The organism is Peribacillus sp. GL_122 (genome assembly GCF_057835005.1).
This window is the reverse complement of sequence record NZ_CM174415.1, coordinates 3021818-3042636: the sequence shown is the minus strand read 5'-3', so window position 1 is coordinate 3042636 and position 20819 is coordinate 3021818. Positions and strand designations below refer to the sequence as shown.

Below are 20819 nucleotides of genomic sequence, written 5' to 3'. Positions count from 1 at the left end.
TATCATCCTTTCTGTTTTGCTATACTGTATAATCCTGTAAAAATAAACTTAATTTTTTCTCGGCGTTTCTTAAATGAATCTGGCATTGAAGTTTAGCCAATTCGGGCTCTTCTGCTTCAATTGCCAGAAGAATGCTTTGATGTTCATCGTAGACTGCTTTACGTTTTCGTTTTAATTGTTCGTTTGGACGAAGAGTAATGTTTAACGCTTTTTCATAGAGAGTAGATAAGCTTTCAAGCGTTTGAATCATAATCGGATTTTGCGTAGCCTTAATAATGGAACTGTGAAATTCTATATCAGAATGGATGGCAGTAGTTCCTTTTTCAATAGATTCTTCTTCCATTCTTTTTAAAATATTCTTCATTTGGTCAAGGCATTTTGGTGTACGTCTTAGGGCAGCTAAATAGGCCGCTTCAGGTTCCAGAATCTTTCGCATCTCAAATAGATACTTAATATTTTCAACATCATCTCTTTCAACTTGTATGCGATGTATGAATGTTGAACTTGTCGTTTCTTCCACATAGCTTCCGCCTCCTTGACGGGAGTTAATGACACCAGCAGCACGCAGCATGCTTAATGCCTCGCGTATGGGTGCTCTGCTTACAGAAAAATGAGCCGTTAACTCCTTTTCCGTTGGCAGCTTAGAACCTGGACGGAACTGCCCTGTTTCAATCATGTTTAATAATTCACGGGAGATCATTTGAGAAACACTTTCTTTTTGGGACAAAATAATCTATCACCTTTCATGTTTTATCTCAATAGAGAAGGATAAAAGCTAATAATTTGTATGACATATTTATGGAATGCATTGAGATTTTATTCTAATTTTTAGAAATATCAAATCGAAAGCGCTTTCAATTTGTTTATAATAAAGAAAAACCTTTAATTAAACTACGAAAAACGAATATTTGTATTACAAATATTGTATAAAAAACTGTTGAGTTAATCAAGAGTTTTCTTTAATGACTACAACCTGGTTTCGCAAACTGTAAACTTAATATTAAAAGGGAAGAACTTTAGAAACTTTACTGATGTAAAAGGGTACTTTTAAGTTGTTTTCAGTCCTCAATTAATGGAATGTTATTTAGCTTATTCTCATTAACAAATAAATTGAGGTTTTTGTTTTTAAATATTTGCATTTATGAGTGAGCGACATGAGCAATGCAACTATGTTTAGAAAGACAAACGACTAGAAAAGTGAAAAGACGAATTGTACCATTTCTTATTGTCTTGTATGTAATTGCATTCATTAACAGAGCGAATTTAGGTTATGCGGCTTTGGACAAGAACGAAGCACTGGCACTGACAAGCCAGATGTTTGGAAGCGTTTCTGGTATTTTCTTTATCAGCTATTTCTTGTTTGAAATTCCAAGCAACGTGTTGCAGGAAAAGTCCGGTGCGCGAAAATGGATTGCACTTATTCTTGTTACGTTGGGAGCCGCCGTAGTGTTGACATAAATAAAAAAACATTTCATTGCATAAAAATACAAAATAATATATTTTTATAATAAACATTCTAAGATCTAATAAGGAGATAAAATATGGATATTTATCATGCAGTAACTAGTGATGTTAAAAATATTTATAATTTAATACAAATTCACGCTGAACAAGGAGTAGTTTTACCTCGTACAAAATTATCCCTATATCAACATTTACAATGTATGTATGTCATGAAAGAGGATAATAAAATACTTGGGGTTGCCGGATTACATGTTTTAGGTCAGGACCTGGCAGAGGTACGTTCATTAGTCGTTGCTCCAAGTCATTCTGGTCAAGGTATAGGTCGTAAATTAGTTAATCATATTATAAATGAAGCCTCACGACTTGAAATTAGCAGATTAATATCATTAACATACGAAACGGAGTTTTTTAAAAAATGTAACTTTGAAATTATTTCAAAGGATACTTTGCCAGAAAAAGTGTGGATTGATTGTATGAATTGCCCAAAGTTTAACTCTTGTGATGAAGTTGCAATGATTAATTATATTGGATAAAAAATTATCATCAGTCCATTCAATTATGGCTGTCCTTAATAAAGGCGGATTACACATTTCCGTTAATGTTATTTTAAGTAGAAAGCACCTTATGATAAGTGGTTAGAAAGAGAGGGTGACACACGAGAGTGATGAGTATATTTAAGTAAAATATGTATTTATAGCTTTAAAATATAAAAGTAAAGGTTACGAGAGAAAGAGAATGGCCCCCTAACGATGGTGCCATTTTCTTCGTCCTTTCGGAGAGAAGTTAACGCCGAAAATACAATTTTGGAATAAATTCTAAATAAAGTACTAGCGATTGAATTAGATATTACAAATTATACAATGATTAAAACAAAAAAGATTGTCAAGAATAGTACCTGGCAACCTGAAAAATAATGCTCTTTTTACTATAGGGATATTAAAAAAATAATAGACTAATAATATTATGTTGTATAATCTTTTATTCGTACGTAGTCGTAGGAAGATCAAAACCCCATACGGTCGGATTTTCTTTACCTAAATTAAGGGGTACTCGAATTACATCTCAGATCCTTGTAGATAGTTTTTAACTTTTGTTAATTCTAAGTCGTTTAGGGGTTTTCCTTCATAAATTGCCCAAAGAAATAGATATTGTTCCAGATAGAATTTCTAATTCTTTGTCACATTTACCGATAGCCATTGCTAACCGCCTTAGTCATTATGGCAACAGTTTAAATGCAATAGTTATTTTTTTTTTTTGATATTTGTTCTTCGAATATAAAGAATAGTAGCTCTAACTTACCAAACGTCAAATCATATTTCGAAATCTAGGAATATGTTTAAACTCAACATCAGCTAGTGTCCGTGCAAATACATTAAGAAAGCAAAAGTAAAATGTGTTTTTTTACATAACTTTGGTAGCGTACCTAGTCTGATCCCGAAGAAGACGGTATTTATCACAAAGATTCTTAAAAAATACAAATGCGAAAATGGGATAATTTTTAAGAAAAAAAAGATTGACAAAGGCAAATAGTTAGTTTAATTTTTAATTAAGAATATTCTGATTAATAAAAAATTTTTAAACTTTATTCTGATTTACACACGGTCGACTGGAAAATGATGGTGTATTTGAATATCTTTTTATAAGATTACATCAAGAACTAAATAACATATTATTTTTTTAAAACATTTGCTTTTTCTGGTTATACTGGTAATACCGGTGTAACCAATAAAAGAAATAAGGTGATTAGAGATGAGTGGAAATTTATTATATTTTGAAGTAGCTGAAGAAATAGAGAACAAAATTAACAAAGGAATTTATGAAGAAGGAGAAAAACTTCCTTCTGAGAGAGAGTTAACACAATCATACAATGTAAGTAGGAATGTGATTAGGCAAGCACTCACTATTCTCAGGGAAAAAGGGTTAATTACCATAAAACCAGGAAAAGGAGCTTATATTACAAAGATAAAAGATACGTTAGTTACTGAAACTTTGAAAAGAGTAATTGACAAATATGACTCCTCTATTGAAGATATCCAGGAGGTTCGTCATGAACTTGAAACTTTAGTCATTAAATTAGCTGTTAAAAAGGCTAGTAGTGACAATATCGAAGAATTAAAAAGCATTTGTAACCAAATGGATGAAGACATCAGTATCAGTAGTTTTTTAGACTGGGATTTAAAATTTCATAGGACTTTAGCTAGTTCAACTCAAAATCCAATTTTTTCTGTTTTAGTTAATTCATTCTTTGATATGACTGAACATACGACTTTCTTATTAACTAACTATACAAGTAGTTTTATCAATGTAATGGATAAAGCTCAAGAACATCATTGGATGTTGATAAAATCAATTGAATCAAGAGATGTTGATCGTGCGATATTAGTCATGCATGATCATATGAATTTATTCGGTGAAGAAATCAGTTTACTCAAGATTGATAAACTAATTTAAATAACTACTTTGAAAGGGGTGATGTACTAAGGTTTTAGTTGTACGAAAAAACAAAAAAGGGGTTGTAAAAAATGGATAAGAAGCTACCGATTTTTCACCCTGGGATTCCAGCTACAGTAAGTATTGTAATTGCGGTAATTACTGCATTGTTATGTGCAAACTGGCTAGACAATATTATGAAATTATAGTTAGGAGTGAAAAAGTGAAACCACCTTTAAAGTATTCTATTTATTCAATTTTATATTTTTCCGAAGATGGAATTTGGGAGTATGAAATATACCAAGGATTAAAGAATCATTACAATAAACAATCGCTAAGTAAAATTCGCTCTATATTACTTGAGTTATCGAATAAAAGTTGGACAGATGAAGTGGAGGTGGTAACTCACAATGACTCTATTTTAAGGAAGTATAAATTACAAGCACGTCACAAGGAATTTATTGATTACCAACTCTCACCTCGAAAAATTATTGATGAATTAGGTTTAAAAATAGGAAATCTAATTACGGGGAGGGGCACTGCATGAGCGCCGAGTCTTTAGAAAAAATTAAAATGTTGCAAGAATCTCGTAAAGTTCGAATAGGGATGGTGTATGCAGCACTTGGTGCTCCTATGCTAGGAGTAGCTTTTGGTTTTGCAGGTTCAGCAGGGACTTTAGCCCCTTTTAATATGGCATTCCCTACAGGTTCAATGGCATTTCAATTTTTTGAATATATGTTTGGTCTGCTTGCTATCTTTATCTATTCTTTTATGGTTGGAAGCGCAAAAGATAATTTTAGAATTTTCAAATCAAAAATTTCATGGTACGGGGTTTTTACCGCCATGACGGGTATGATTGGCGATTTTCTATTCTTTTCAGCTTCTGCGATAGTAGGAGGAGCAATTGCTGGTCCTTTAGCAGCATTGTTTGGATTTTGGGGAGCTGTCATTACTTCGCTAGTCTATAGGGAAAAGATACTGCAAAAGTGGACAATAGTAGGAGTTATCTTTATAGTAGCTGGAATTTGGGTTGCATCTGGTGGAATGAGTATTGCAGCTCCAGAGGGTGTTTCGGGAACAATTGTTTTGATAGGTGCTGCTATGGGACTGCTTTCTGCCATCATGTATGGAGTTGAGAACTTCGCGATTGCTGCTGGTTCAGATATGATCCCTGAAGAAAGTACATTGTTTTGGAGAGCTGGCTGGGCATTAGTCGCTTTGATTATTCTTAACTTCACAATAATGCCTAAGTTTACAGATATTGCTAGTATAATGTTTCAAGAACCTATGTGGTGGGCATATGCTGCAGTAACTGGTGGTGCTTGGGGAGTCTATATGATTGTCGCTCTATATATAGGAATAAATACAGCAGGAACTGTTGGTGGAGGATTATTAGCGAGTACAGGGTTTGTATGGACAACACTTCTTTCGATGACTGTTTATGGCGGGACTTGGAGCACTTCATTATTAATAGGTTCCCTAATCATGTTTGCTGGAATTAGTGTTATGTTATTAAGGCCGTCCAATTCAATAAGTAAATTAAGAGAATAGAAAAGGAGTAATGCCAATTGGATGAGATCAAAAACGAATATTTAAAGATATCTGAAAAAGAAGCCAATTACTTAATTCGTGGTGTCCTTGCAAGTTCAATGGTATTTGTTATTCCATTTATCATTATTATTATAAATGGTTGGTGGGAACCGTTAGGTACTTCACAAGACGGCTGGCGTTGGGTCGCTACTTCAACAGTACTTATTGCTTTAGTATATATAGCGTTAATCTTTGATAAGAAGTATCGGAAACATTAATTTTTGAATCAGTAACGGATTTCATTTCTTTAAACGGTCAAGTAACTATATCGATAAATTTTGTAATATTTAAAATAGTTAGAATTAATAAGGGGGAACAAGTATGAGTAAGTACATTTGCGGCATTGACATGGGAGGTACATTTACTGATTTTGTATCTTTTAACACAGAAACACAAGAAGTAGAAGTTTGGAAAAATCTATCTACTCCTAAACAACCTATTAATGGTTTATTGACTGGATTAAATAATTTTGATGATCTAACAAGTGTAGGTCAAATACGTCATGGCACAACCATTGCCACAAATGCAATTTTAGAAAGAAAAGGGGGAAATGTGGCATTTATTACAACAAAAGGCTTTAAAGATGTCCCATTTATTCAACGGGGAAATCGAAAAAAACATTATGATATCAGTTGGATTAAGCCTGAACCACTGGTAAAACGGAGGAATTGTTTTGAGATTACAGAGCGATTAACTCATAAAGGCGAAGTATTACAGGAAATAAATGAAGAAGAAGTAAAACAAATCGCAGAAGAAATAAGAAATAGAGGCGATATTGATTCTATTGCAATTAACACTCTATACTCCTATGTAAATCCCTCACATGAACAACAAATAAAATCTCTCTTTAAAAAATACCTACCTGAAATTCCAGTTTCGATTTCATATGAAGTTCTCCCAAAATGGAAGGAATACGAAAGAGGCAGTACAGTTATTGCAGATGCCTATATTAAACCGATTGTTTCAAACTATGTGAAAACGTTAGAAGAAAACTTTGAAGATATGAACATCACAAAAAATGTAGGAATCATGAAATCAAATGGTGGAATTATGACCATCGATGCTACTGATCAAGCTCCGATTAACACTGCAGTTTCAGGCCCAACTGGAGGAGTTGTAGCTGGAAAATCAATTGCAAATCTATGTGGAATTGATAATCTTGTCACACTTGATATGGGTGGAACTAGTACAGATGTAGCGGTAATCGTAAACGGAGAAGAACAATTTACGACGAACTTCGAAATTGAATGGGGAATCCCTATTCAAGTACCAATGATAGATATTCGTACAATTGGTGCAGGTGGCGGAAGTATTGCTTCTATAGATAAAGGCGGAATGCTAAATGTTGGACCAGAAAGTGCAGGTGCACATCCAGGACCAGTGTGTTATGGAAATGGTGGAGAGAAACCGACTGTAACGGATGCCAATTTAGTATTAGGCCGTTTAAATCCACAAAATTTCCTTGGTGGAAAAATGAAACTTGATTATGATTCTGCTTATAAAGCTATCGAAAAACTGGGTGAACAAATAGGAATGTCTGTAGAAGAAACTGCACTGGCAATTGTGAAGATTGCCAATAACAATATGGTTGGAGCATTAAGAATGGTATTAATTGAACAAGGATATGATCCACGTGACTTTACAATGCTCAGTTTCGGTGGAGCGGGCCCTGTACATGCAAGCGACATTATTGATATCGCTGGTATTCCAAATTGTATTGTTCCAGTGTACCCAGGACAATTTTCGGCGTTTGGCTTTGTCCAATGTGATGCCCGAGTGGATTTGCAGCGAACTGTCCAAATGACCTCTAAGTTTTTTGAAATTGATCGAGCAAATCGAGTATTCCAAGAATTAAAAGAAACCGGTATGAATGACTTAATTTCACAAGGATACAGAGAAAATCTTGAAGTTATTACATCCATTGAAATGAGGTATTTAGGCCAAAACTATGAATTAGATATTCCTTTTACTTATGCCCAAATTAATGAAGATAATGTTCAACATATTTGGAATACTTTCCATGATATGCACAATGATCGTTTTGGTTTCAAAATTGACGGTGAAGTGATGGAGATTGTTAACTACAAAGTTACAGTCATTAGTAAACCTGAGAAAGCAAAATTAAAAAATATTGACTTAGCAAATGGAGGAATCGCAGTTCCAAAAGATGAACGTTTAGTTCGATTTGATGATGAATTTTTGGCAACAGCTATTTATGATCGAGATACTCTATTAGCCGGTCATAGAATTGCTGGTCCGGCAATTATTGAGGAAAGTGCATCTTCAACTGTAATTAGGCCTAATCATATCGTAATAGTTGACGACTTTGGAAATCTTCATATTAAAACAAAGGAAGGGTGTTAATAAATGGATTATGTAACAATGAATATTATTAATTCTGCAATGATATCAATTTGCCGTGAGATGGGAATTACTCTCATGAAAACCTCTTATTCTACTATTTTTAATGAAGCTTTAGATTTTACATGTGGTCTTGCAAATACAAAAGGGGAATTAATAGCAGTTGCTGATTTCTGCCCTGCAATGATTGGTGGTATGCCAGTTTTAATTGATAACTGTATCAAAGAAATACCTGTTTCTGAAATGAAGCCTGGAGATGTCATTCTTCATAATGATCCATACAGAGGGGGATTGCATATTCCAGAACATACATTATTTAAACCTATCTTTGTAGACGGGGAAGTGGTTGGTTATGCGGTCGCCATTGGACATATAGCAGAAATTGGTGGAATCGTTCCAGGAGGTTTTGCTGCAGAAGCAACGGAAGTATTTCAAGAAGGGATAAGATTACCTCCTGTGAAAATTATTAACGAAGGAAAAGACAATGAGGCTGTGTGGAAAATTATGCTAGCTAATGTAAGGACACCGAGACATAATTACGGTGATTTAAGAGCGTTAATCAGTTCTGTTAATTTGGGTGAATCAAGATTATCAGAGCTAATCATTAAATATGGAAAAGAAATCTTTACACAGACAGTAGATGATCTATTGGATTACTCTGAACGTCGTATGCGTGCAGAATTAAAGGAAATTCCAAATGGTTATTATGATTTTGAAGATTATATTGAAAATGATGGAATTGAAGATAAGACTTTCACGATTAAAGCAAATGTGTATGTGGAAGATGAAGAAGTCATTGTAGACTATACGGGAACTTCACCACAAGCACGTGGACCGATTAATGCTACTTATGGTGTATCTGTTTCAGCAGCTTATAATGCCTTATTGCATATTACAGATCCTGAAATTCCAAAGAATTCTGGATGTTTTAGACCTATTAAAGTAGTAGCTCCTCCAGGAACAGTAGTAAATGTTGATTTCCCAGCACCGGAAGTAGGGGGCAATACGGAAACACATCCAAGAATAGCATTAGCTATTATAGGTGCTTTCTCTAAGGCAGTGCCAGAGAAGGTCATGGCTTGTGAAGGTGGTACTCATCTAAACTTTGTATTTGGAGGGCATCACGATGACTATGATGAATATTATGTTTGCTATGATTTAGAAGCTGTAGGATGGGGTGCGCGCCCATATGCTGATGGAAATAATATGGTTGACTCGATAAACGGAAATTGTCGTACGACACCAACTGAAGTTTTTGAAACGAGATTTCCATGGCTTATAGAATCTTTTAATTTAAATCAAGATTCTGGCGGCCCTGGAAAGTATCGTGGTGGATTGGGTGCTGAAAAGGTTTTAAAATGTGTGGCCCAAGAAATAACTGTAAGCCAAATGTCAGATCGACATCAAATTGCGCCGTTTGGATTATTTAACGGTCAAGAAGGTGGACTAGGTGCAACGCTCGTGATGAAAAATGGAGAGAGTGAATGGAAAAATGTAAAAGAAGCTTATGGAAAGGTTTCTTCAAGTAAATTCTCCAATCTTACGGTGAAAAAGGGAGATAGAGTAAAGATAGTTACACCTGGTGGTGGTGGATATGGAGATCCATGTGATAGAGATAGAAGTAAACTGGAAGAGGATATTAAGGATGGTTTTGTGTCCGAAGGAGCAGCATTATCAATCTATTAAAATCCCTGAATGTTAAAATATTTAATTATGAGGAGATGATTTGATGAAATTCTCGAGTAATGGTTATTACGTGGAAAAATATGAAAAATGTTCAGTATGCGGAAAATTAGTTTATGAGAATAGAATTGAGACATTAAATATCCATGGAGTACAATCATTATTTTGCTCAGATTGGTGTGTGGATTGGGAAAAGATTAGGGTTCAAAAAAAGAAACAAGCCCAAAAATTATTAATCTAAATAAAAAATTACAGTATTGAATATAATAACAAATTACTAATAACACATTAAATAAGGGCAAGAAAAACGTCATACATGGCCTTTCATACCCAAATGAAAGGCCATGTATGATATGAAAATAAATGAAGTTGTAAATAGTGTAACGGGAGGTCTAAAATGGAAATATTAAAGTCTCCAAAAAAATATCAGCTATTTATAAATGGGGAGTGGAAGGATTCAATTTCCAATCAATTTATTGAAGTGGTAAATCCAGCAAATGGAAATGTCGTGGGGCAAGTCGCTTCCGGAAACATGGTAGAGACAAAGGAAGCAATAGATGCTGCTTGTAATTCTTTTTTGAGTTGGTCAAAAGAGACTCCTAAAGCAAGAGCGGATATTTTATTGAGACTCTACTCCCTTTTATTAGAAAATGAAGATCATTTTGCGTCGGTCATTACAAATGAAATGGGAAAACCTATTGTTCAGGCACGTAGTGAAGTGCAGATTGCTGCTGAACATTTTCGTTGGAATGCTGAAGAAGCACGGAGAATTTACGGTCAAACGATGCAATCATCTGAAAAGCAAAAACGTCTTTCCATTATACGTCAATCAGTTGGACCGGTTGCAGCAATCACACCATGGAATTTTCCTCTTTCAATGGTGGCTAGAAAATTAGCACCCGCACTTGCTGCAGGTTGCACAGTCGTATTAAAACCAGCCGAACAAACCCCTATATCTGCTATTGAATTTTTTAAACTAGCAGAGAAGGCTGGAGTTCCTAAGGGAGTTATTAATCTTGTGATTGGAAATCCAAAGGAAATAGGAGATATCCTATTAGAAGATAAACGAATTAGGAAGATTACTTTTACTGGTTCAACAGAAGTGGGAAAACTTTTATATAAAAAAGCAGCTAACCAAGTTAAACGAGTTTCTTTGGAACTTGGCGGACATGCACCAATTATTGTTTTTGAAGACTGTGATTTAGAGAGTACAGTGAATCAAGTAGTAAGGAGCAAGTTTAACAATACAGGGCAAACTTGTGTATGTCCTAATAGAATTTATGTACAGGAGTCAATTAAGGATACATTTATTAATTTATTTAAGGAAAAAGTCCAATCTCTAAAAATGGGGTATGGAATAGATGAAAATATTGATGTTGGACCAGTGGTGAATAAAAGTGGGCTAGACAAAGTAAAAAAACATGTAGAGGATGCTCTGCAAAAAGGGGCCACCTTAGTAGTTGGAGGGAAAGTTTCTGATAAAGATCATCACAAAAATGGTTATTTTTATGAACCTACAGTCTTAGATTGTGTAAATGAACAAATGTTAATTGCTAATCAGGAAACATTTGGTCCCGTCGCTCCTATATTTAGCTTTGAAATTGAGGAAGAAGTAGTAAAAAAAGCGAATAATACAGACTATGGTCTGGCGGCATATATATTTACAGAGAATCTTTCTCGTTCAGTTAGAGTTTCTGAGGCATTAGAATACGGAATGGTAGGGATTAATGATACAGTAGTCTCGCAAGTAGAAGGATCTTTCGGTGGAATAAAAGAAAGTGGCATCGGGAGAGAGGGCGGCCCTGATTGTCTTGACGATTTTCTGGAAATGAAATTGATTACTACAATTATTCGAGATTAGACAATGTGTTGACATATGAAAAAAACAGTAGAGAACTTTCTTAAATGGTAATACCAGTAATACCATTTAACAAATTTTAGATAGAAAGGGTGTTTAGACTTATGAGTAACAAAAATAGATTTCAAGAGTTGAGCGAGTTAGATAAAAAACACTTTCTACATCCTACATCCTCGATAAAACAACAACAAGAAGATGGTCCTGCCTTTATTTTTTCTGAAGGAAAAGGTATTTATCTTTATGACATATTAGGGAATAAAGTTATGGATGGAATGTCGTCACTTTGGAATGTGAATATAGGCCATGGCAGAAAGGAAATAGTAGAAGCTGCAGCGGAACAAATGTCAAAGTTAGCATATAGCTCATGTTTTAATACATTTAGTAATGAGCCAGCTATTAAATTAGCAGAGAAAATTTCTCAAATCACACCAGGTGATTTGAATACGACTTTTTTCACTTCTGGTGGATCGGAATCAAATGATACAGCTATTAAACTAGTACGACATTATTGGATATTAAAAGGCGAAAAGGACCGAAAGAAGATTATTTCTAGGAAAAAATCCTACCATGGTTTAGCAATGGGAGCCACCAATGCTACAGGTCTAAAACCATTTCGGGATTTTTCAAACACATTTTCTCCAGACTTTTTCCATGTAGAAGATCAATCAATAGAAGCCCTTGTTGATTTAATTGAAAAAGAGGGACCTGAAACTATTGCTGCATTTATTTCGGAACCTGTTCAAGGGTCTGGAGGAGTGCATGTTCCTCCTGAGGATTATTTTAAAGAATGTAGAAGCGTATGTGATAAGTATGGAATTCTATTTATTGCAGATGAGGTTATAACTGGATTTGGAAGAACAGGGAAATACTTCGGTATGGAACACTTTGGTGTTATACCTGATATTATGATTATTGCAAAAGGGGTTACAAGTGGATATGCACAATTAGGTGGTGTGGTAATAAGTAAAAAAATACATGAAGATCTAATTGAACTTTCTACGGATACTTTTCTTCACGGATATACTTACAGTGGTCATCCAACTGCATGTGCTGTAGCTTTAAGAAATATCCAGGTTATTGAAGAAGAAAATTTGATTGAAAATGCTAGATTGATGGGTGAGGAGATGTTGAAGGGATTTAAGTGGATTCAACAAGAACAAAATATTGTTGGAGAAGTACGGGGACTAGGATTATTAGGAGCAATTGAATTAGGAAAAGATAAGAGTACAAATGAAAGGTTCAATAACCCTCTAGCTCCTTTGGTTGTAAAAGAAGCTGCAAAAAGAGGATTAATGTTTAGATCGGTTATTTTTGAAGGCCAAGATACGCTTGTATTCTCCCCTCCCTTAATTATTAATAAGCATGAGGTTCATAAAATGATAGAAGTTATATCTGATTCTATATCTGCAGTTAAACTGAAGCATAACGAAAAAGAGCTTATCTAAAGTATTAAAGTATTGATTCAGGGAAATTGGATTGATGGCATTAATTCATGAATTAATTTTTTTATATTATGATGGAGAAATCTTATGTTTCTAGCGAATGTTTTCTCCACTCGAAACGTAAACCTGCTGCTAAATTGAAGAAATAAAGAATATAAATTCATTGGGGTTATATCTCAATAATGTTTTTTTGATTAACTAGGTGGGACCGTATCAAAAGTAGTTTTTTTAATGTATTTTTAAGAAGGAAAATTCGATTCTTAGATTAATATTTCCTTTAATCAGAAACATTGATCTTGATAAGTTCTTTTGCAATTGTCCGCTTGAATTTAGATGTAAGCACCTATACCTATTTTAAAAAGAAGTATCAAAGAACAACTCAACGTTTTTGATACTTCTTTCTTCAATTTTATTGAAGGATTAACTGTAATCTCGTTTATTATGCCATTGCAGGTACCATAGGAAGCATACCAAGGCGCTCATAGCTTCTATCTTATGCTAGTTTCTTTTGTTTTTGGTCTAAGCGATGACTTAGGAAAGTTAGAAGACTTGCAAAGATAGCAACCAGCCCACCGACCCATGTCACACTCATTAAATTTCCCTGATGGTAAACAATTCCGCCTAAAGCGGAACCAAAGGCGATACCGACATTGCTTGCTACTGGCATCAGTGAAGCAGCTAGCCCTGTAGCTTTTGGTTGATAAATACCGGCAAGGTCTATCAAATAAAGCTGGGTAGATGTTGTTAAAAGGATGGCCATTAATGACATCAAGCCAATGTTAATCAATCCAAAGATAAAATTATTTGTCGTCCAATATAAACTGATCAGTACGATTGCTTGCACGAGGAAAACAAACCGGAGGCGTCCGATAGCATTGTGGCTGGCAATTTTACCTGCGAGTATGTTACTGAAAATGGAAATGAATCCGTAGCCAAACAAGATCAAACTAATTGAATTACTTGGTGCTTCCATTCCTTTCAAGATCGGAACAAGATACGTATAAACGGCATACGTTGCACCAAATCCAAGAGATGGAATGAAAAAAGCCATTAAGATTCGTGGGTGTGTTAACAAAGAAAATTGCTCACGCATTGAACTGCGAAATGTACTGTTCATAGTAGGCAAAATGAAGAAAGATGCCAAAAACGCAATTCCACCGAGAAAAGTAGTTAACAGAAAGGTTGCATTCCAGTCGTACCAATCAGCGATGACAGTGCCTATTGGTACTCCAATTACATTTGCAAGAGTAAAACCACCGAAAACGAATGATATAGCAAGTCCACGTTTTGCGATTGGCATGGTTTCGCTTGCAACAATCATGGCAAGCGAAATTAAAACTCCTGTTACGATTGCTGTCATCATCCGAAGAGCAAGGAGCATGATGTAGCTCGTCGAAATTACGCACAAAGCATTCAAGATGATGAACGACCCTATCAAAAACAACATCCATTTACGTTTTGGAAAATGGCTTGTTGCCGACATCACGAGTGGTGTCGCAATGGCAAACGTAATCGCAAACGCAGAAACGAGTGTACCTGCTTTTGCATTTGTAATATGGAGACTCGAGGAAATATCGGTTAAGATCCCGATGATAACAAATTCGCTTGTCCCGAGAACAAATGTTAATAAAGTAAGTGTTAAGATGAGTAGCCAATGTCGCTTGGATAATTCTGTGTCGTGCATAAATACCTCTTTTCTTAGATGAATGTAAATGTGTCACAGGGTAGATAAACAATCTAACTATCATATCATAAAAAATATTTATGAGGAAAACCCTTGCTTAGTTATCGTTTGATATTTTGCTAAAAAGCTTGTACCTGAATCACTAATTTTACCGTAACCTGTTTTGTTATAGAACAAAAAATAAAACGGATTAAAAAGGAAAAGCATAAGGATCTTGATGGTTAATGAAAATAAGCAAAAAAAACAAACGGGAACAATGGAAAAAGAAAGTTAAGGATAATCTGAAGAGGGAAGCTGTCAAAAATATCATAGCAAAAACGGGAGACCTAGCATGCTAAAGTCAATAATACTTACACTTTAAACATCAAGGATGGAAGGATGATAAGCAAAATATAAATTGGAAGTGAGTTGTCATTAATGGAAAAATCCAAGTCAAGAAATTCTGGTGTTAAGTTAATTTCAAACACCTTATGTGGAAATGGCAACATTGTAGGTATGTAACTTATAAAATAACCGAACCGGAACTTATTATACACTTTGTTTTTTACCCGAATTACATGACAGATTCATGTTACTAACGGTTTTAATTCGGTGTATATTTCTTCTTTCTGATCTCATACTAAAAATAAGAAGGAGGGGTATCCATGGCAAAACGAACAAAGAAAAATGATGCAGACCAAAAGAACAAACAAGGATTCAATTCAAGCAAAACTGATTCAGAATTTTCCCAAGAATTTGGCAGTGCAAAAGCTAATCAAGCACATAAAAATAAAGCAAAAAAAGAAAAAGCATCTAAAAATCAAGGTGAGTGGAAAGGCATGCATTAATTAATACTTGCTAGACTCGAACTGATGATAAGTGATGACTGCACCGAGTAAAAAGACTTTATGTAAAGGAGCTTATTTAGATGACTCAATCTAAGCGACAAGAAGAACGCCAATGGAAAGATCGTAAACAATCGCAGAATCCACATGGTAAGGTTAAATCATTTGAACAATTAGCTGAAGGCATGGGCAAAAATGAATCTGAAAATAAGTAAAACTGCTTAAGAATGAGAGGCTGTCCCAAAGGGGCAGAGGCCCACATAATAGTGAGGTCACTTCCTTGGGGGTACCTCTCTTTGTCGTTACCGATGCTAAAAAAATGGTTGAATTAAATGTAAAAGGAACTATCGTTAATACAGCATCAATCTATGGGACAATGGCAGCATTTGGAAGTTTTAATTACAACGCAGCTGTGGTTATGATGTCTAAATCTGGGGCATTAGAGTTAGCTGAACACGGTATCTGAGTTGTAGGAGTTGCTCCAGGATTCATTGATTCGTCCATACTTGGTGACAATGAAGAAGTGAAAAATGCTCTAGCTGCACAGCATATGCGGGGAAAGCTCATCCAGCCGAAGCAAGTGGCCAGCGTAGTGTTGACGATGGTATCCTAAGTTTCAAATCTATATAAGCTTTTCTTTAAAAAAGACTTAACGGTGTAAATTCGAAAATTCCCGAATTTACACCGTATTTTTATGTATTTATAGTGAATTAGATTTTATGTCTAATACACTGTAGAAATGTATACCGACTAAAATAGGAATGCAACCTTCCTTCCAGAGCAGTCGTAAGATTGTGATTAGTTTATTGAGGGAGGTTCGAACTGTACTTACCGTTTGTATCCTTTGAATAAATTACTCCTTTAAAAGCCAGATTATTAACATAGGAAATACGAGTGATATAAATGAGGGTACATTATGAACCAAGCTGGTGTGAATGAAAAGTATAAGGTATCGCCATTCTATGTGTTTTTTTTACTGCATTCCATGCAAACAGGATTAGGCGTGTTGAACTTTCAAAGAGATTTAGCCAAGGCGACGGGGACGGATGGCTGGATCTCCATACTCCTAGCCGGACTGATTGTTCATATCTTAATTTGGCTTATATATAAGATTTTCAGTATTGTTCCCGGCGATATCATTTCTGCTAATAATCATGCATTGGGTAAATGGATTGGGAATTTCTTTAGTCTCTTATTCATTCTGTACTTTTTCGCCCTTGGAATGACGATCATAATCGGCTATATAAATGTCATTCATGTTTGGATGTTTGAAGAGGTACCTTCTTGGGCATTTGCTTTGGTTTTCCTGGTCCTGATTTATTACATCATTTCGGGAGGGTTCCGAACCATTACGGGTATTGCCTTTTTAAGTGTAGTTGTTTCATACTGGTTTTTATTTGTACCTCTATATGGTTTTAAATACGCTGATTTCACCAGTTTTCTCCCTATTTTCGATCATACGTTAATCGAAATAATGAAAGGAACCAGAAGTACTTCATTATCAATGCTCGGTTTTGAAATGATCCTGATGTTTTATCCGTTCATCAAAAATCCTGAAACATCACAAAAATATGCTCATGGAGGAGCATTGGCTACTACGCTATTGCTCCTATTACTTTATTTTGTTTCGACAGTCTTTTATTCACAGAAACAGTTGGTCCTTACCCTTTGGCCAACACTCTCATTGACCAGTATTATTGAATTGCCCTTTATTCAACGGTTCGAGTACATAACCGTTTCTTGGTGGAACATCGTTATTATAACTAACATGGTCATTCCTTTGTGGGCTGCTAGCAGGGGGGTCAAGCGCCTATTCAACGTCCAGCAAAAGTATCCCTTATGGGTAATGTCCATAATCATAATACTCGTCAACATATTCTTTTTCGATGTCGATTCCTTATATGTATTAAATAAAATAATCAATCCTTACAGCGTGGCCTTCCTTGTTTTATACTTGCCTCTTCTTTTGGTTTTAATAAGCATAAAAAAGTGGAGGAACCGTTTATGATCCAATTATCATTTATATAAAATGCAAAAGAATTAATAATATATTACTTAGACAAAACTCGAAGAAAAGAGAGTTTGCCTGCATTTTATTTCATTTGAAAAACGTTCCAGTTAATTTCCGAAATCCGCTCCCTTTCCGCCGACTGTTTGCCAAGCCACCTCGCCGGTAATGGTGATAATTACCTTCACAAAATCGTGAAACATAATATTACTTTAAACAGGAGTTGCTTTGGCAGCTCCTTTTCTTATGGAGCAAACAGGGCAGTTTAGTTCAATAACTGAATATAGTCTATTTAATGTATAATATTGGTAGAAATCATAACAGGAACTGAGAAGTTGAAAACAACCAGTTACCACAACTTAAAGGCATTTCCCTGGATGTACTCATAAATGATTATGACGATGTTATAAGTATGATTAAATCTATCTACTACCAGTTAACAGATAAACAGTTAAATCAACAAGTTGAATATGAAAATGGTAAAGAGGCCACTATTAAATGGGATATTTGGCACATGGCAGACCATAATAGATATCATCAAGCTCATATTAGCCAACTGCGTAAATGGTTTAGCCAAAGTTGAGATGTTCGTTATTTTGTTCAACTAACGGGTGCTTACTTCAATAAGGGAGATTGCTGAGGCAGCCTTTTTCATTGTTGATGAACCAATCACAATAAATGTGGGGTGAATGATACGTGAAGTCATTTCAACTAAACGAAAAAACAATGTCTTTTTTATCGAAATATCAATTATTCGAGGATGATTTGATCCAACAAGTTCAGTTGCAGCACCGGTTGGAATTAGTAAAAGCATTTGGGATTCAAAAAGGAATGCGTGTATTAGAAATAGGTTGCGGGCAGGGGGATACAACTGTTGCATTAGCCGATGCGGTAGGAGAAAACGGATGTGTTGTCGCAATAGATATTGCTAGTCCCGATTACGGAGCACCGTTAACTTTAGGTCAAGCAACTGAACGTATTAAGAAATCTCTATTAGGAGAACGTATTAACTTCCATTTTGAAATGGATTTTGATTTTTTTGAAGCAACTATGCCATTTGATGTGGCGGTATTATCCCATTGTTCATGGTATTTCAAGCAACCAGAAGATTTATTGAATTACTTTAGAAAAATTCGTGGTTTGGCAAAACATATATGTTTTGCAGAATGGGACCTTGATTTTACCTGCATTACGCAACGTTCCCATTTTTGTGCGGTTTCCATTCTGGCATTGTATTCAAACTTCGTAAAGAATGAAGGAAATATCCAAAACTTGTTTCATAAAACTCAAATTCACCAGCTACTCCAGCAAGCAAATTTTGAAGTGGTGAAACAACTTACAGTCGATGCAACCTTATTACAAGACGGTCAATGGGAAAAAAGTTATGCAAATAGTATCCGTGCAGAATTTATTAAAGTTCCTTCCATGATACAAACGTTGATAACTAGTTATTATGAATTGATGAACACTTCAAATGGAAATGAGAATTCATTAAATTGCTTCATTGTTTGTGCAAAGTAATACTTTCCTCTTTTAAGATATGCTTTTCGGTATTTGTATGATTGTGAAGGAATGTACTGCAACTAACGAGTTCAAGACTAGATCCGCCGTATGGGTTGCTTTTTTGCTAATAGAATTAACAGGTGGTTCAGTTCAGCAATAAATTAAATTAGGACTGCACATTTTAGAAATGTCTAAAATGTGCAGTCCTTTTCATATCAACTGTTACGCTAATTCACCTTAATATAAAAAAGTGTTTTGTTTTAGAAGGTGATTCATTTATTTTGTTGTATTTTTAATAATTGGTAGATTAATTAAAAATATAGAAAAAATGGAGGTAAATTCACATGTTTAACAATTGGAAAAAAACACTAATGGCTGGAGTGATCAGCTTATCCCTACTAGGTACAGGGTACGTCGGTCACGATCTGATCTCCTCGCAAAACGTCTCGGCTGAACCGGCATCAGAAAGGGCCCCAGGGCATTTGAAAAAAGTCGAGGCTTCCCAGCTTGATGAAATAATCAAACGTGGATACATTCGGGTAGGAATGACCGGCGACTACAAACCTTTTACCTATTTGAATCCGGAAACAAATGAGTATGAAGGCTTTGACGTGGACGCTGTCAAAGAACTTGGCAAAGACCTTGGTGTGAAGGTGGAATTTGTCGCTACTACATGGCCTGCGATGTTGAAAGACCTGGAAGCGGACAAATTCGATATCGCTGTGGGCGGTGTGACTCGCAATACAACGAGACAAAAAAGCGCTTATGTATCCCAAGGTTACCTTTCATTCGGTAAGGTGCCTTTAATTCGCAAAGAAGATAAAGACAAGTATCTTACCATTGAGGATATTAACAAGCCATCTGTACGCATCGGCGTAAATCCAGGCGGAACAAACGAAGAATTTGTCCGTCAGTATCTAAGCAAAGCTAACGTAACCGTTGTAGAAAACAACCTTGATATCCCACATCTTGTTGCAGAAGGTACGTATGATGTCATGATCACTGACACAGTAGAAGCAATGCTGTATGCAAAAGCTGATCCCAGACTGTATGCGGCTCAAACTGACAAGCCATTCACAAACAGTGAAAAAGGTTATATGATCCCGAGAGGTGATTTCATTTATGCAAGCTACTTGGAAATGTGGATGGATGAAATGAAGCTACAGGGAAAATTTGATGCCCTATACAAAAAGTGGATGGAATAGAATATAGAGGTGTGTGGTCAGTTTTTAGGGTAGATTTTTTTGTGAAAATAAAAACAGAAGAGTAAATTACTTCTCCTTTTTCTTCAGGAAGTATAGGGACGGGTTAAAGGAAAAAGGAACAATTCTATCTATTAAGTAATAAATAGAAAAAATTTGTTTCTGATTATTTCGACTGTAAATAGATGATGAAGGAGGAGTACTCATAGAAAAAATACCTGTTAAAACTTTAAAGAAGATAGAAGAGGACATTAAAAATAATGATTTAGGAAAAGCAAGAGATAGAATACACGGGTTAATTATCACCTTTCCAGATGAATTAGAACTCCGTAAAAAGTTAGGCGATATTTATTTTGCATTAAAATATCCCTCGATGGCCGGTCGATATTGGTATCTAGAAAAGAATAAGACACCTGAAATGGTAGATGCGTGCATTCAGTTCGAAAAATCCATGGGTAACGATCCTATTAGAATTGCCAGAGTTCTAAAGTTTAAAGGAGATAGTGATATTATAAAAGGACTGCAAGATCAGGCAATTTCTCCTATACAAAATAAAGTTAAAGAAAAATTGACTGAAGAACCTGATGAGACATTGGAGGATAAGTTATTTACTATTGGGTGTATCACGATATTAATATTAATCATTTTCTTTACATTAATCGGAATTTACACACTCTTTAGCTGGATTTTTTGATTCCTGGAATCTTTCTTCAAGAAAGGTATTTATAGTTGTTGTTCTTTAGCCAACAGTCCTTTACTTCATTACCAAG

Annotated in this window: 21 protein-coding genes; 19 read left to right on the top strand and 2 right to left on the bottom strand. The window is 35.2% G+C overall.

Annotated features, from left to right (window positions below; translation table 11 throughout):
* Positions 1-19: 19 nt before the first annotated feature.
* Positions 20-727, bottom strand: coding sequence for a FadR/GntR family transcriptional regulator (locus AC3ISB_RS14635; protein WP_056528840.1), 708 nt, complete (start codon positions 725-727; stop codon positions 20-22).
* Positions 728-1161: 434 nt separating this feature from the next.
* Between AC3ISB_RS14635 and AC3ISB_RS14630 the strand changes: the two genes are divergently transcribed.
* From AC3ISB_RS14630 to AC3ISB_RS14580, 11 genes are all read left to right on the top strand, one after another.
* Positions 1162-1458 carry an MFS transporter gene (locus AC3ISB_RS14630; RefSeq protein WP_427586844.1) on the top strand — a complete coding sequence of 99 codons (297 nt, stop codon included), beginning with the start codon at positions 1162-1164 and terminating at the stop codon, positions 1456-1458.
* An 83-nt stretch (positions 1459-1541) separates the two neighbouring features.
* Entirely contained in the window at positions 1542-1997 is a 456-nt protein-coding gene (locus AC3ISB_RS14625) for an N-acetyltransferase (protein WP_098369600.1), read from the top strand.
* A 1216-nt stretch (positions 1998-3213) separates the two neighbouring features.
* Positions 3214-3915 carry a FadR/GntR family transcriptional regulator gene (locus tag AC3ISB_RS14620; protein WP_098369601.1) on the top strand — a complete coding sequence of 234 codons (702 nt, stop codon included), beginning with the start codon at positions 3214-3216 and terminating at the stop codon, positions 3913-3915.
* Between the two features lie 202 nt (positions 3916-4117).
* Positions 4118-4441 carry a hypothetical protein gene (locus tag AC3ISB_RS14615; protein WP_098369602.1) on the top strand — a complete coding sequence of 108 codons (324 nt, stop codon included), beginning with the start codon at positions 4118-4120 and terminating at the stop codon, positions 4439-4441.
* Positions 4438-5445, top strand: a complete 1008-nt coding sequence (locus AC3ISB_RS14610) for a DMT family transporter (protein WP_098369603.1) — start codon at positions 4438-4440, stop codon at positions 5443-5445. The genes AC3ISB_RS14615 and AC3ISB_RS14610 overlap by 4 nt, the downstream gene beginning before the upstream one ends.
* 17 nt (positions 5446-5462) lie before the next feature.
* A complete protein-coding gene (locus tag AC3ISB_RS14605; RefSeq protein ID WP_098369604.1) occupies positions 5463-5702 on the top strand; it encodes a hypothetical protein in 240 nt (79 codons plus the stop codon).
* A gap of 103 nt (positions 5703-5805) precedes the next feature.
* Positions 5806-7848 carry a hydantoinase/oxoprolinase family protein gene (locus AC3ISB_RS14600; protein WP_489273618.1) on the top strand — a complete coding sequence of 681 codons (2043 nt, stop codon included), beginning with the start codon at positions 5806-5808 and terminating at the stop codon, positions 7846-7848.
* A 3-nt stretch (positions 7849-7851) separates the two neighbouring features.
* Positions 7852-9531: a hydantoinase B/oxoprolinase family protein gene (locus AC3ISB_RS14595; RefSeq protein ID WP_098369606.1), complete on the top strand. Its 1680-nt coding sequence runs from the start codon at positions 7852-7854 to the stop codon at positions 9529-9531.
* A gap of 43 nt (positions 9532-9574) precedes the next feature.
* A complete protein-coding gene (locus AC3ISB_RS14590) occupies positions 9575-9769 on the top strand; it encodes a hypothetical protein (protein WP_144527680.1) in 195 nt (64 codons plus the stop codon).
* Between the two features lie 156 nt (positions 9770-9925).
* A complete protein-coding gene (locus AC3ISB_RS14585) occupies positions 9926-11389 on the top strand; it encodes an NAD-dependent succinate-semialdehyde dehydrogenase (RefSeq protein ID WP_489273617.1) in 1464 nt (487 codons plus the stop codon).
* Between the two features lie 101 nt (positions 11390-11490).
* Complete coding sequence (locus AC3ISB_RS14580; protein ID WP_480339544.1) at positions 11491-12831, top strand: aminotransferase family protein; 1341 nt, start codon at positions 11491-11493, stop codon at positions 12829-12831.
* A 490-nt stretch (positions 12832-13321) separates the two neighbouring features.
* Here AC3ISB_RS14580 and AC3ISB_RS14575 read toward each other — a convergent pair whose 3' ends face one another.
* Entirely contained in the window at positions 13322-14512 is a 1191-nt protein-coding gene (locus AC3ISB_RS14575; RefSeq protein WP_098369610.1) for an MFS transporter, read from the bottom strand.
* A gap of 644 nt (positions 14513-15156) precedes the next feature.
* Here AC3ISB_RS14575 and AC3ISB_RS14570 point away from each other — a divergent pair.
* The 8 genes from AC3ISB_RS14570 (at position 15157) to AC3ISB_RS14535 (ending at position 20743) form a co-directional block, all read left to right on the top strand.
* The gene (locus AC3ISB_RS14570; protein WP_098369611.1) at positions 15157-15339 is read left to right on the top strand and encodes a hypothetical protein; all 183 of its coding nucleotides are present in this window, start codon (positions 15157-15159) and stop codon (positions 15337-15339) included.
* Between the two features lie 80 nt (positions 15340-15419).
* Entirely contained in the window at positions 15420-15551 is a 132-nt protein-coding gene (locus AC3ISB_RS14565) for a DUF6254 family protein (protein ID WP_220127011.1), read from the top strand.
* A gap of 65 nt (positions 15552-15616) precedes the next feature.
* Complete coding sequence (locus AC3ISB_RS14560; RefSeq protein WP_489273616.1) at positions 15617-15802, top strand: SDR family NAD(P)-dependent oxidoreductase; 186 nt, start codon at positions 15617-15619, stop codon at positions 15800-15802.
* A gap of 450 nt (positions 15803-16252) precedes the next feature.
* Positions 16253-17344 carry a GerAB/ArcD/ProY family transporter gene (locus tag AC3ISB_RS14555; protein WP_430095605.1) on the top strand — a complete coding sequence of 364 codons (1092 nt, stop codon included), beginning with the start codon at positions 16253-16255 and terminating at the stop codon, positions 17342-17344.
* Between the two features lie 412 nt (positions 17345-17756).
* Positions 17757-17927, top strand: a complete 171-nt coding sequence (locus AC3ISB_RS14550) for a hypothetical protein (RefSeq protein WP_489273615.1) — start codon at positions 17757-17759, stop codon at positions 17925-17927.
* A 113-nt stretch (positions 17928-18040) separates the two neighbouring features.
* Positions 18041-18865 (top strand): SAM-dependent methyltransferase, encoded by an 825-nt coding sequence (locus AC3ISB_RS14545; RefSeq protein WP_098373839.1) that lies wholly within the window; start codon positions 18041-18043, stop codon positions 18863-18865.
* A gap of 326 nt (positions 18866-19191) precedes the next feature.
* The gene (locus AC3ISB_RS14540; protein ID WP_489273614.1) at positions 19192-20052 is read left to right on the top strand and encodes a transporter substrate-binding domain-containing protein; all 861 of its coding nucleotides are present in this window, start codon (positions 19192-19194) and stop codon (positions 20050-20052) included.
* A gap of 178 nt (positions 20053-20230) precedes the next feature.
* Positions 20231-20743 carry a DUF6584 family protein gene (locus AC3ISB_RS14535; protein ID WP_098373837.1) on the top strand — a complete coding sequence of 171 codons (513 nt, stop codon included), beginning with the start codon at positions 20231-20233 and terminating at the stop codon, positions 20741-20743.
* The last annotated feature ends 76 nt before the right edge of the window (positions 20744-20819 follow it).

Bases quoted from the DNA above. Each gene is read 5' to 3' on its own strand.
- AC3ISB_RS14630 (WP_427586844.1), top strand. From the start codon at position 1,162: ATGCAACTATGTTTAGAAAGACAAACGACTAGAAAAGTGAAAAGACGA.
- AC3ISB_RS14625 (WP_098369600.1), top strand. From the start codon at position 1,542: ATGGATATTTATCATGCAGTAACTAGTGATGTTAAAAATATTTATAAT.
- AC3ISB_RS14620 (WP_098369601.1), top strand. From the start codon at position 3,214: ATGAGTGGAAATTTATTATATTTTGAAGTAGCTGAAGAAATAGAGAAC.
- AC3ISB_RS14610 (WP_098369603.1), top strand. From the start codon at position 4,438: ATGAGCGCCGAGTCTTTAGAAAAAATTAAAATGTTGCAAGAATCTCGT.
- AC3ISB_RS14600 (WP_489273618.1), top strand. From the start codon at position 5,806: ATGAGTAAGTACATTTGCGGCATTGACATGGGAGGTACATTTACTGAT.
- AC3ISB_RS14595 (WP_098369606.1), top strand. From the start codon at position 7,852: ATGGATTATGTAACAATGAATATTATTAATTCTGCAATGATATCAATT.
- AC3ISB_RS14590 (WP_144527680.1), top strand. From the start codon at position 9,575: ATGAAATTCTCGAGTAATGGTTATTACGTGGAAAAATATGAAAAATGT.
- AC3ISB_RS14585 (WP_489273617.1), top strand. From the start codon at position 9,926: ATGGAAATATTAAAGTCTCCAAAAAAATATCAGCTATTTATAAATGGG.
- AC3ISB_RS14580 (WP_480339544.1), top strand. From the start codon at position 11,491: ATGAGTAACAAAAATAGATTTCAAGAGTTGAGCGAGTTAGATAAAAAA.
- AC3ISB_RS14575 (WP_098369610.1), bottom strand. From the start codon at position 14,512: ATGCACGACACAGAATTATCCAAGCGACATTGGCTACTCATCTTAACA.
- AC3ISB_RS14570 (WP_098369611.1), top strand. From the start codon at position 15,157: ATGGCAAAACGAACAAAGAAAAATGATGCAGACCAAAAGAACAAACAA.
- AC3ISB_RS14565 (WP_220127011.1), top strand. From the start codon at position 15,420: ATGACTCAATCTAAGCGACAAGAAGAACGCCAATGGAAAGATCGTAAA.
- AC3ISB_RS14555 (WP_430095605.1), top strand. From the start codon at position 16,253: ATGAACCAAGCTGGTGTGAATGAAAAGTATAAGGTATCGCCATTCTAT.
- AC3ISB_RS14550 (WP_489273615.1), top strand. From the start codon at position 17,757: ATGATTAAATCTATCTACTACCAGTTAACAGATAAACAGTTAAATCAA.
- AC3ISB_RS14540 (WP_489273614.1), top strand. From the start codon at position 19,192: ATGTTTAACAATTGGAAAAAAACACTAATGGCTGGAGTGATCAGCTTA.